9 protein-coding genes and 1 riboswitch are annotated in these 10,741 nt (G+C 74.9%); of the genes, 2 read left to right on the forward strand and 7 right to left on the reverse strand.

Translation table 11 applies throughout. The annotated features are described in order from the left end of the window. Positions 1–396: 396 nt before the first annotated feature. The 6 genes from IF89_RS0132655 to IF89_RS0132680 form a co-directional block, all read right to left on the reverse strand. Complete coding sequence (locus tag IF89_RS0132655; RefSeq protein ID WP_030775822.1) at positions 397–1,287, reverse strand: ECF transporter S component; 891 nt, start codon at positions 1,285–1,287, stop codon at positions 397–399. Continuing rightward, positions 1,284–3,194 carry an ABC transporter ATP-binding protein gene (locus tag IF89_RS0132660; RefSeq protein ID WP_030775825.1) on the reverse strand — a complete coding sequence of 637 codons (1,911 nt, stop codon included), beginning with the start codon at positions 3,192–3,194 and terminating at the stop codon, positions 1,284–1,286. Before IF89_RS0132660 ends, IF89_RS0132655 begins: the two co-directional genes overlap by 4 nt. Continuing rightward, entirely contained in the window at positions 3,191–4,432 is a 1,242-nt protein-coding gene (locus tag IF89_RS0132665; protein WP_107047418.1) for an energy-coupling factor transporter transmembrane component T, read from the reverse strand. The genes IF89_RS0132660 and IF89_RS0132665 overlap by 4 nt, the downstream gene beginning before the upstream one ends. After that, positions 4,429–5,103: an SCO2322 family protein gene (locus IF89_RS0132670; RefSeq protein WP_030775830.1), complete on the reverse strand. Its 675-nt coding sequence runs from the start codon at positions 5,101–5,103 to the stop codon at positions 4,429–4,431. The genes IF89_RS0132665 and IF89_RS0132670 overlap by 4 nt, the downstream gene beginning before the upstream one ends. Next, the gene (locus tag IF89_RS0132675) at positions 5,103–6,377 is read right to left on the reverse strand and encodes a prenyltransferase/squalene oxidase repeat-containing protein (RefSeq protein WP_030775833.1); all 1,275 of its coding nucleotides are present in this window, start codon (positions 6,375–6,377) and stop codon (positions 5,103–5,105) included. The genes IF89_RS0132670 and IF89_RS0132675 overlap by 1 nt, the downstream gene beginning before the upstream one ends. 129 nt (positions 6,378–6,506) lie before the next feature. Then, positions 6,507–6,587, reverse strand: a riboswitch (cobalamin riboswitch). A 157-nt stretch (positions 6,588–6,744) separates the two neighbouring features. Beyond that, complete coding sequence (locus IF89_RS0132680; RefSeq protein ID WP_030775836.1) at positions 6,745–7,794, reverse strand: MBL fold metallo-hydrolase; 1,050 nt, start codon at positions 7,792–7,794, stop codon at positions 6,745–6,747. A gap of 184 nt (positions 7,795–7,978) precedes the next feature. Between IF89_RS0132680 and IF89_RS0132685 the strand changes: the two genes are divergently transcribed. Continuing rightward, a complete protein-coding gene (locus IF89_RS0132685; protein ID WP_030775840.1) occupies positions 7,979–9,442 on the forward strand; it encodes an aldehyde dehydrogenase in 1,464 nt (487 codons plus the stop codon). Continuing rightward, positions 9,442–9,675, forward strand: a complete 234-nt coding sequence (locus tag IF89_RS0132690; protein ID WP_030775843.1) for a ferredoxin — start codon at positions 9,442–9,444, stop codon at positions 9,673–9,675. The genes IF89_RS0132685 and IF89_RS0132690 overlap by 1 nt, the downstream gene beginning before the upstream one ends. A gap of 38 nt (positions 9,676–9,713) precedes the next feature. On the opposite strand, the gene IF89_RS0132695 is transcribed toward IF89_RS0132690, so the two are convergent. Next, positions 9,714–10,085, reverse strand: a complete 372-nt coding sequence (locus IF89_RS0132695) for a VOC family protein (RefSeq protein WP_030775847.1) — start codon at positions 10,083–10,085, stop codon at positions 9,714–9,716. Between the last annotated feature and the right edge of the window lie 656 nt (positions 10,086–10,741).

Here is a 10,741-nt window from a genome sequence, read left to right on the forward strand (position 1 = left end):
CCTGGGCGGGGACCGTGGCGAGCATGGAACCGGCGACGCCCAGGGCGAGGGCGGAGCCGACGAGGGTCTTCCTGGAGGCGGCGATGCGGCGGATGACGGTGTTGGACACGGAGATACCTTCCGAAGGGGACAAGGGCGGTCGCGGGCATGCCGAGGACATGCGTGAGCCACTCACGCGAGGGAGAGGGGTTCGTCGGCGGCGGGTGAAGTACCCCTGCCGCCTTGCGACACGTTCAGTTCTACCGACGTCCCGCCGCCCTGGCAAAGGCCCCGCCTACTAGCCCACCCCGCACACCCGGGCCCATCGACCTCGGGCAAACCGGGCAAAAGGGGTGCTCTGTGGGCCGTGAGAGCTACTAAAGGCCCTCGTATGTGACCTGCGTCCTGTGGGCCGCCTCACCGCGCAAGGCCTCCGAACTCACTCCCTGTTGCCGTCCGTGTACCCGTTTCTGCTGGTTCGCGGACCTCTGCGCCACCGGAATCGAAGGAAACGGGTGCGTCGAACGCCGCTTTCCGCGTCGCCCGCCGCAGCGCCCTCAGCACTGTGCCGCCGAGGGCGAGCGTCAGGACGACCGTGAGGGCCCCCCGGCCCAGGTCCCAGCCCAGCGAGGTCGCCAGGTAGTACGCGACGAAGCGCACCAGGTTCGCGGCCAGCGGTTCCCCGGGGTGGAAGGAGATGCCCTGACCCATGCCCGGGATGATCACCCAGCCCTGCAGGTTCATGACGAAGCCGTACGCGAAGGCGCCCGCGAATCCGTACGCCGCCAGCATCCACAGCTCCGCCCGGCCGCGGATCCGCTCCGGACCCGGCAGCAGCCCCGCCCCCAGCGAGAACCAGCCCATCGCCAGCATCTGGAACGGCATCCACGGCCCGACCCCGCCCGTGAGCAGGGCGGAGGCGAACATCGTCACCGAGCCGAGGACGAACCCGAAGCCGGGGCCGAGCACCCGGCCGGCCAGCACCATCAGGAAGAACATCGGCTCCAGCCCGGCCGTGCCCGCACCCAGCGGCCTCAAGGCCGCCCCGACAGCCGCGAGCACGCCGAGCATCGCCACCGCCTTCGCGTCCATGCCCTGGTCGGCGATCGTCGCCACGACGACGGCGACGAGCAGGGGCAGCAGGGCCGCGAACAGCCACGGCGCGTCCTGGGAATGGGCGAGCCCCGACTGCGCGTCGGCGAGCAACGGCCAGCCGAACGCCGCGACGCCGACGAGGGAGACGAGGACCAGGGCGGCGGCGGCCCGGGGACCGATCCGGAGCGGGCGGTTCGAGGGACGGCGGCTCATCGGTCCGCCACCGCATGGAGGGCCTCGGCGACCTGCCCCACCGTGAGCCAGTGGCCCGGCGCGAGCACCTTCGCGACCTGCGGCGCGAAGGCCGGCGACGACACCACCACCTCCGCCGTCGGACCGTCCGCGACGACCTCCCCGCCCGCGAGGACCACCACACGGTCGGCCAGCTCGGCGGCCAGCTCCACGTCATGGGTGGCCAGCACCACGGCGTGCCCGTCGGCGGCCAGGCCGCGCAGCACCTCCACCAGGCGCGCCTTGGCCGCGTAGTCCAGCCCGCGAGTGGGCTCGTCGAGCAGCAGCAGAGCGGGGCGGCCCGTGAGCACCAGGGCCAGGGCCAGGGCCAGGCGCTGCCCCTCGGACAGGTCGCGGGGGTGGATGTCCTCGGGCACCCCCGGCAGCAGACCGGCGACCAGGTCGCGGCAGGTGCCGGGGGGTGCGCCGGCGTCGGAGTCGGCGGCGGCGCACTCGGCCGCCACCGTGTCGGCGTAGAGCAGGTCGCGGGGCTCCTGCGGGACCAGACCGACGCGGCGCACCATGTCGGGGGGCGGCGTGCGGTGCGGGGTCCGGCCGCCGACCGTCACCTCGCCGGTGGTGGGGGCGAGCGTACCGACGAGCGCGGACAGCAAGGTGGACTTGCCGGCGCCGTTGCGGCCCATCAGGGCGATGGTCTCGCCGGGGGCGACGGTGAGGTCGACGGCGCGCAGTACGTCGGTGCGGGCGCGGCGTATGCCGAGGTTGTGGGTGCGGGCCGGGTCGCCTGCGGGGTCGCCTGCGGCGGGCTCGGCGGAGGTCGGCTTGCTGCGGCGCAGCAGGCGGGTGATCCAGCCGGGTGCGGCGCCGTTGCCGGGGGCGCTGCCCCCGGACCCCCGCGCCTCAAACGCCGGCGGGGCTGAAAGATCGGGGCGCTCCTTCGTGCCCCGTGCCTCACACGCCGGCGGGGCGGAAAGTTCGGGGCGCGGACCCGTGCCCCGCGCCTCAAACGCCGGCGGGGCTGAAAGATCGGGGCGCTGCCCCGTGCCCCGTGCCTCACCCGGGCCCCGTGTCTCACGTGGCGGCGCCGCCGGGAGGTCGGGGGAGGGAAGGGCCGTGGACAGGCGGGCTCGTAGGGGTGGGGCCAGGCGGCGGGCGTCGCGGACCGAGAGGGGGAGGGGGGACCAGCCCGCCAGGCGGCCCAGGGCGACCACCGGGGGGTGGACGGGGGAGACGGCCATCGCCTCCGCCGGGGAGGTCAGCAGCGGGGCCGCGCCGCGGGCGGGCAGCAGCAGGACGCGGTCCGCGTACTGCACCACCCGCTCCAGCCGGTGCTCCGCCATCAGCACGGTGGTGCCCAGGTCGTGGACCAGGCGTTGCAGGACCGCCAGGACCTCCTCGGCCGCGGCCGGGTCGAGCGCGGACGTCGGCTCGTCCAGCACCAGCACCTTCGGGTGCGTGGTCAGCACGGAACCGATCGCCACCCGCTGCTGCTGCCCCCCGGACAGCGTCGCGATCGGACGGTCGCGCAGCTCGTTCAGGCCCAGCAGGTCGAGGGTCTCCTCCACCCGGCGGCGCATCACCGCGGGCGGCAGGCCCAGGGACTCCATGCCGTAGGCCAGTTCGTCCTCCACCACGTCCGTCACGAAGTGCGCGAGCGGATCCTGGCCGACCGTGCCCACCACGTCGGCGAGCTCGCGCGGCCGGTGCGTCCTCGTGTCACGGCCCGCGACCGTGACCCGGCCGCTCAGGGTGCCGCCCGTGAAGTGCGGGACCAGCCCGCTGACCGTTCCCAGCAGGGTGGACTTGCCCACCCCCGACGGGCCGATGAGCAGCGTCAGCTCACCCTCCGGGACCACCAGGTCGACGTCCCGGAGCGAGGGGGCGCCGGCGCCGTCGTAGGTGACCGACACCTTGTCGAAACGGATCACTGCGACGCCTCCTTCGGCGGTACGGGGGCCACGAAGGCCGGCAGCAGCCCGACCAGGACCGCGGCCGCCGGCCACAACGGCAGTACGGGCGCCACCAGCGGGACCACGCCCGGGTGCAGCCCGGCCGGATCGACGCCGCCGGCGTGGATCAGCAGGGCGGCGACGGCCGCGCCCGAACCGGCCACCAGCCACGCGCGCACCCCCCACCGGTCGGGCCGGTAGCGGGTGCGCACCGACCGGCGCCCGCCCAGCCGCAGACCGGCCAGGGCCAGGGCCGCACCGATGCCGAGTACGGGCAGCCCGTACGCGGCGCCCTGCGCGGCCAGCAGCCCGTACGTCCCCGCGCACACGCCCAGCAGGCCGCCCAGGGTCAGGACGGTGGTGGTGTGCCGGACGGCCGGCGGAACCTGGGCCGTACGGCCGTAGCCGCGGGCGTCCATCGACGCGGCGACGGCGACGGAACGCTCCAGAGCGCCCTCCAGGACCGGCAGGCCGATCTGCAGGACGGCCCGGACCCCGCCGGTGGGGCGGCCGCGCAGGCGGCGGGCGGTGCGCAGGCGTACGACGTCGGCGACCATGTTCGGCGCGAAGGTCATGGCGACGACGACGGCGACCCCGGCCTCGTACAGGGCGGCCGGCAGGGACTTCAGCAGCCGGGCCGGATTGGCGAGGGCGTTCGCGGCGCCGACGCAGACGAGGAGCGCGGCCAGCTTCGCACCGTCGTAGAAGGCGAAGACGAGCTGTTCGGCGGTGACCCGCCCGCCGAACCGGATGCCCTGCGCCCACGCCGGCAGCGGGATCTCGGGGAGGACGAAGAGGACGTGCGTGCCCGGGACGGGCGAGCCCAGCAGCATCGAGAAGAGCAGGCGCAGGCCCACCACGACGAGGCCGAGCTTGAGGAAGGCGCCGTAGGAACGGGCCCACGGCGCGTCCGTGCGGCGGGCCGCGACGACGAAGCCGGCGACGCCGACGATCAGCCCGAGCAGCAGCGGGTTGGTGGTGCGGGAGGCGGCGGTGGCGAGCCCGAGGGCCCACAGCCACCAGGCACCCGCGTGCAGGGCGGTGGCCCGGCCGTGCAGCGGCGCCCGCCAGCGTTCGTACGTCGACCGGCGCGAGCGGTCCGCCGCCCCGGGCCCGCTCCGGCGGGCCGGGGGCACGGGGGCGGGTGCGGCTGCGGTGGTCGCTCCCGTGGACGCCGCGGGGCCGGCTGCGCGGACGCGGGACGTGCGGTGGGTCATCGGCCCCGGCGGCGGGACTGCCAGACGCCCGCGGCCGCCAGCGCGGCGACCAGGGTGAGGCCCACCAGCAGACCGGTGGACGGGCCGCCGCCCCCGACACCCGGGGCGGACCCGGGCGGCGGCGACGACGCGGCCGGGTCCTGGGCGGCGCCGGTCTGCGCGATCTGCTCGCCGCAGCCGTGCTGCGGATAGCCGGAGATCGCGCACAGCAGCGCCGCGCCGTTGTAGCGCAGCGGCTTCGCGACCGCCGCCAGCGCCTCGGCCGTCGTCGCGTCCGGCCCCACCTGTGCGCACGCCGTGCGGACGGCCTCCTGCGGCACCACCTCGCCCGTCGGCGCGTCCGCCTGCACACCGAAGTCGATGACGAGCGCCACCCGCTTGCGGCCCTCCGCCGGCGCGGTGGTCCCGCACACGGCCTCGAAGTCGGCGGCGGCCCGCGGTTTCGCCGCCTCGGTCGCCGCGTCCTTGCTCACCGCGAAGCGGAACCCCTGGACCGAGCCGTCCGCGGGGCGGGCCAGCGACGGCCCTTTAGTGGCGTACGCCCACTGGCCGCCGGCGGCGCCGTCCCAGAACGACCAGTAGCGGTAGCCGGCCGCCAGCGCCGGGGAGGCGGCGAGCAGGGCGAGGACCGCGGCGAGGACGAGGGCCCCGGCGGGCAGGCGGCGGCGCATCAGAGCTGGTTCTTCTTGCGGCGGCCGCTCAGCAGGATGCCGATGCCCATGCCGGCGGCGGCGCCCGCGCCGATGATCCACCAGAGGCTCTGACCGCCGGACGGCTCGTCCTTCTCGCTGTCGACCTCGGTGGCGCCGGTGTCCTGGCCCTGCGGGGCCGGGCCGGTCGCGTTCAGCGCGGCCACGAGGTCGGTGCCGCCGAAGGACTTCGGGTCGGTGCCGGTGGCGTGCGCGGCGAGGACGAGGGTGCCCAGCGCCGCAGGGGAGCCCTTGGCCCACTCGGCGGAGTTCCCCTTCAGCCACTCCAGCGCGCCCGCCGCCGACTGCTTGTGCCCGGCCGCGGCCAGGGCGAGGACCGCGTCGACGGTGTTGCCGGTGTCCGCGGTCGGCTGGTCGGCCCCCGGCGTCACGGCCGTCAGGTGCCCGTCCTTCTTGAGGGCCTCGGCCAGGTAGCCCGCCGCGCCCCGGGCGGCGGCCGCGGCGCCGGCCGCCGGGTCGGCGGGCTTCGCCGCCGGGCAGGCCAGCGGGGCGGCGGGGGTGTCGCTGCCGGACGGGACGACGGCCGCGCCCGTGCCGAGGCCGGCCAGCGCCGCCGCGGCCGTGGCGTCGGCGTTCGCGAGGAGCTTGCCCTCGACCGGCTGGAAGGCGAAGGCGCCCCGGTCGGCGGCCGGCTCGGTGTCGCAGCCCAGTTGGAAGGAGAGCAGCGCCTCGTAGGGGGACCTGCCCGCCTTCGACTTCGTCTCGGCCGGCTTCTCACCGGCCGCGGTCAGCGCGCTGATCACGATGGCGGTCGAGTTGGCGTCGCTGCCCGTGTCCATGGCGCCGCCGGGGTTGGAGCTCCAGCCGCCGTCCTCGTTCTGCACGGACTTCAGCCAGCCGACGGCCTTCTTGACGCTGTCGTCGCGGCCGCCGAGCGCGGCCAGTGCCTGCACGGCCGCCGCCGTCGCGTTGGAGTCGATGTAGGCCGTCGCGTCGCAGTCCTTGGCGGTGTCCGCGCGGAAGGCGGGGAAGGAACCGTTCGCGCACTGCTGGCCGGCAAGCCAGTCCACGGCCTGCGCGGCCGGCTTCACGCCGACGGTGTCCTGCGCGAGCAGGGCGAAGGACTGCCGCCACACGCCGTCGTAGGTGGGGTCGTTCTTGCCGTGGAGCCCGGAGGGGACGACCGGCGGTGCGGAGGGGGAGGGCGGCGGGGTGTCGGCGAGGGCTGCGGGGGCGGCGCCCGCGCAGAGCACGGCGGAGGCGGCGAGCGCGGCGGCGCTGCGGCGGACGGTCATGGGGGAGGGTGCCTCTCCTGCTGGGGAAACCGGGGCAGGCACGCACAGGCACCGGGCTCCGGCTCCGTGTTTCCTCGACGGTGCCGGCCGCCGGGAGGACCGGCGGCACGAGCCGCGCACTCCGGTACGGGGCATCCCGGCTCCCCGGACCGGCTGCTGCCGGGGCGGGTCACGGTTGCGGGTCAGCGCCGGATTCGCACCGGCTTCCCCCCGTACGGGGTGTGGACGACCGCCTCACTCTACCGGCCCGTAGCCCCGTGGCCCGGGGATGTCGGCTGGATCACGGCCGGCGCCCCGGCCCGGCCGCCGGGGCGCGGGACGCGCCACTCGACGGCCCTCCGGTGCCCGGCCCAGGGGGCGGGCCGCCCTACACCGCCCGGTAGGTCACCGGGTCGGTGCCCGGGACCGCTTCGGCGCGGCCCTGCTTCACCAGCCGCCGCAGGTGCGCCTCCGCCTCGGAGACGGCGATGGTGCGGGAGCCGTACGGGATCTGCTCCCACGGCCGGTTCCACTCCATCCGCTCCGCCAGCCCCCACGGGGTGAGCGGCTCGGCCAGCAGCGCCCACAGCCCCGAGAGGCGTTCCTCGTGGTGGTGCAGCAGTTCCCGTACGCGGGCCGGGGCGTCGGTGAAGGCGTGCTGGTGGGCGGGGAGCACCTCGGCGGGGGCCAGGCGGCCGACGCGTTCGAGGGAGTCGAGGTAGTCGCCGAGGGGGTCGGTGACACGGGGGTCCTCGGGCGCCTCGTAGAGGCCGATGTGCGGGGAGATCCCGGGCAGCAGGTGGTCACCGGAGAAGAGGCGGCCGTTGCCGGGGAGGTTCGCCGGATGCTCCTCCTCCAGGTGCAGGCAGACGTGGCCGGGGGTGTGGCCCGGGGTCCAGATCGCCCGCAGCCGGCGTCCGGCGAGGGGAAGCAGCTCGGCGGGGACGATCTCCCGGTCGGGGACGGCCGCGCGCAGTCCGGGCAGAGTCCGCATGCGGCCGCTCGCGCGGGCGGCGCGCAGCGGGGCGATGTGCTCCTCGGGCGCTCCGGCGGCGGCCAGCTTGGCGCTCATGTAGTCGAACCACACGCCGGGCTCGGAGGAGCGGGTGCGGACGACGACCTCGGTGTCGGCGGCGTGCATGGCGATCCAGGCCCCGGACACCTCGCGGACCCGGCCGGACAGGCCGTGGTGGTCGGGGTGGTGGTGGGTGATGACCACGCCGTGGACGTCGGCGGCCGCGATGCCGAGCGCGGCGAGGCCGGCGACGAGGGTGTCCCAGGAGTCGGGGTCGTCCCAGCCGGTGTCGACGAGGACCGGGCCGCGGTCGGTGTCGAGGACGTGGACGAGGGTGTGGCCGAGGGGGTTGTCGGGGATGGGCACCTTGATCCCCCACACGCCTCCGCCGTGATCGGTGACCTGTGACGTGTCCTGCGGCATGAGCCCTCCGCCTGTCGACCGTCGTCCTCCGACGAGAACGCGTTCCAGTAGTAGCCCAAGTCGACCATCTTCCGGCCCTTCTGACCAGTCGTTGGATCTTCTCCGGTCTTCCGTCCTGGCCGTGGACTCCTAGAACTAGAACTGGTATCAGTTCGGGAACGCCAAGCCGCAGGAGGCCTCAGCCATGACGGAGCTCGTGGAACACGGAAAGCTGTTCATCGGCGGTGCGTGGACGGATCCGCTGGGCACCGACAGGATCCGGATCGTCTCCCCCCACACCGAGCAGGTCATCGGCTCCGTCCCGCACGCGTCGAAGGCGGACGTGGACCGCGCCGTCGCCGCCGCCCGCACGGCCTTCGACGAAGGCCCCTGGCCGCACATGGCACTGGAGGACCGGATCGCGGTCGTTACCCGCATCAAGGACGCCATCGCCGTCCGCCACGAGGAGATAGCCCGCTCGATCAGCTCCCAGAACGGCTCCCCCTACTCCTGGAGCGTCCTGGCCCAGGCCCTCGGCCCGATGATGGTCTACGACGCCGCGATCACCGTCGCCCGCGCCCACCCGTACGAGGAGCACCGCCAGGGCGCCCTCGGCCCGATCCTGGTGCGCCGCGAGCCCGTGGGCGTCGTCGCCGCCGTCATCCCGTGGAACGTCCCGCAGTTCGTCGCGGCCGCCAAGCTGGCGCCGGCGCTGCTCTCCGGCTGCACGGTGATCCTCAAGCCCTCCCCGGAAGCCCCCCTGGACTCCTACATCCTGGCCGACATCGCGCGCGAGGCCGGGGTTCCCGAGGGGGTGCTGTCGATCCTGCCCGCCGACCGGGAGGTCAGCGAGTACCTGGTCGGCCACCCCGGCATCGACAAGGTCGCCTTCACCGGCTCCGTCGCCGCCGGCAAGCGCGTGATGGAGGTCGCCGCCCGCAACCTCACCCGCGTCACCCTCGAACTCGGCGGCAAGTCCGCCGCCGTCGTCCTCCCGGACGCCGACGTGGAGGCCGCCGTCGCCGGCATCGTGCCGGCGGCCTGGATGAACAACGGCCAGGCGTGCGTGGCCCAGACCCGCATCCTGGCCCCCCGCAGCCGCTACGAAGAGGTCGCCGAGGCCCTCGCGGCCGCGGCCGGCGCCCTGGTCGTCGGCGACCCCCTCGACCCCGCGACCCAGCTCGGGCCGCTCGTCGCGCAGCGCCAGCAGCAGCGCTCCTTCGACTACATCCGGATCGGGCAGGAGGAGGGCGCGAAGGTCCTGGCGGGCGGCGGCCGCCCGGCGGGCCTGGACCAGGGCTGGTACGTGGAGCCCACGCTCTTCGGCGACGTCGACAACAGCATGCGCATCGCCCGCGAGGAGATCTTCGGCCCGGTCGTCTGCCTCATCCCGTACGGCGACGAGGCGGAGGCCGTGCGCGTCGCCAACGACTCCGACTTCGGCCTCAGCGGCAGCGTCTGGACCGCCGACGTCGAGCACGGCATCGACTTCGCCCGGCGCATCCGCACCGGCACCTTCAACGTGAACACCTTCAGCCTCGACATGCTGGGGCCGTTCGGCGGCTACAAGAACAGCGGACTGGGGCGGGAGTTCGGCCCGGAGGGCCTGGGCGAGTACCTGGAGCACAAGATGATCCACCTGCCCGCGGGCCACGGGACGGGTGCCTGATGGGCGACCGCTGGCAGGTCGAGGTGGACCGGGGCGTCTGCATCGGCTCGGGCATGTGCGTGAACCACGCCCCGGACGGCTTCGTCCTGGACTCGGCCCGCCAGTCCCACCCCCGCAGCCCCCAGGCGGACGCGAGCGAACCGGTCCTCACGGCGGCGGAGGGCTGCCCCGTCGAAGCCATCATGATCACCCTGGCCGCCACCGGCGAACCGGTCTTCCCGCCGGAGGAGTAGGGCGCGGGCGGGGCCACCGGCCCCGCCCCCGCCGGGCGTCACTTCCGCTCGGCGGCGCTCCGCTCGACGCAGAACTCGTTGCCCTCGGGGTCGGCGAGGGTCACCCACCCGGTGCCGTCGGGCCGGCGGTGGTCGCCGACCACCGTCGCGCCCAGGGCGACGATGCGCTCCACCTCCTCGTCGCGCGTGCGGTCCTGCGGCTGCAGGTCCACGTGCACGCGGTTCTTGACGCTCTTCGCGTCGGGAACGGTCACGAAGAGCAGTGCCGATCCGGGAGCCGTGACGAGCGCCTCGGGGTCCCCGGGCAGGTCGTCGTCGGCGAGCGAGCCGTCCAGCACGGCGGCCCAGAACGTGCCCAGGCCGTAGGCGTCGGAACAGTCAAAGGTGATGTGTCGCACGAGAGAAGCCATGGGCCGGACTATCGAACAGGCCGACGAGGTGTGTCCACCGAGATAACGAGTCGGCACCGAGGTGCCACCGCCTCCCCTGCCGGCCAGGGGTCAGGGACGCCGCACCGGCGCGGCAGCGCCCGCCGACCCCTCGGCCCGGCCCCGAGAAGGCCGGCCCCACACCGTGTGTCCGACGAGAACCACGGCGGCGACGCATGCGCCGACGCGAGTGGCGCTCCAGGTCAGAGCGAAAACCGTTCCCTCCGACTCCGCCTCCACGCGCAGTCGCTCCGTCGCCTCGAAGAAGGCGGTGAGAGGGATGACGAGACGGAACAACAGCCCCCCGACTCCGGGCGTTCGCGCCCCGAACACGCTGCGGACGCGGTCGCCGGCGAGCGCGTGCGTCAAGGGCGGCCTATGCCCGGCCAAAGAGGCTCGCGGACGCCGTCCCGCGCGTAGCGATCGATGGCGGCTCATGCCCAGCCCACGCGGCCTGCTGACGCCGTCCGGCAGGAGCGCGCAGGATTGGGGGCGCACCGGGCTCCCGCCCGGCAGGGCAGCGGAGCCGAAAGGTCTCCCGGACACCCGGCCCGTTCTTCTGGGGGCTTCCCGGCAGTCTTTCGGCTTTCCGGGACGGGGCGGTCGGTCAAGGGTGGAGCGAAGCTCCATCGCGAAGC

The sequence above is a fragment of the Streptomyces sp. NRRL F-2664 genome, from assembly GCF_000719345.1.
Taxonomy (GTDB): domain Bacteria; phylum Actinomycetota; class Actinomycetes; order Streptomycetales; family Streptomycetaceae; genus Streptomyces.

Coding starts and splice junctions, on each gene's coding strand:
- IF89_RS0132680 (WP_030775836.1), bottom strand. CDS start 7,794: ATGCCGCAGGACACGTCACAGGTCACCGATCACGGCGGAGGCGTGTGG.
- IF89_RS0132690 (WP_030775843.1), top strand. CDS start 9,442: ATGGGCGACCGCTGGCAGGTCGAGGTGGACCGGGGCGTCTGCATCGGC.
- IF89_RS0132655 (WP_030775822.1), bottom strand. CDS start 1,287: ATGAGCCGCCGTCCCTCGAACCGCCCGCTCCGGATCGGTCCCCGGGCC.
- IF89_RS0132675 (WP_030775833.1), bottom strand. CDS start 6,377: ATGACCGTCCGCCGCAGCGCCGCCGCGCTCGCCGCCTCCGCCGTGCTC.
- IF89_RS0132670 (WP_030775830.1), bottom strand. CDS start 5,103: ATGCGCCGCCGCCTGCCCGCCGGGGCCCTCGTCCTCGCCGCGGTCCTC.
- IF89_RS0132695 (WP_030775847.1), bottom strand. CDS start 10,085: ATGGCTTCTCTCGTGCGACACATCACCTTTGACTGTTCCGACGCCTAC.
- IF89_RS0132665 (WP_107047418.1), bottom strand. CDS start 4,432: ATGACCCACCGCACGTCCCGCGTCCGCGCAGCCGGCCCCGCGGCGTCC.
- IF89_RS0132685 (WP_030775840.1), top strand. CDS start 7,979: ATGACGGAGCTCGTGGAACACGGAAAGCTGTTCATCGGCGGTGCGTGG.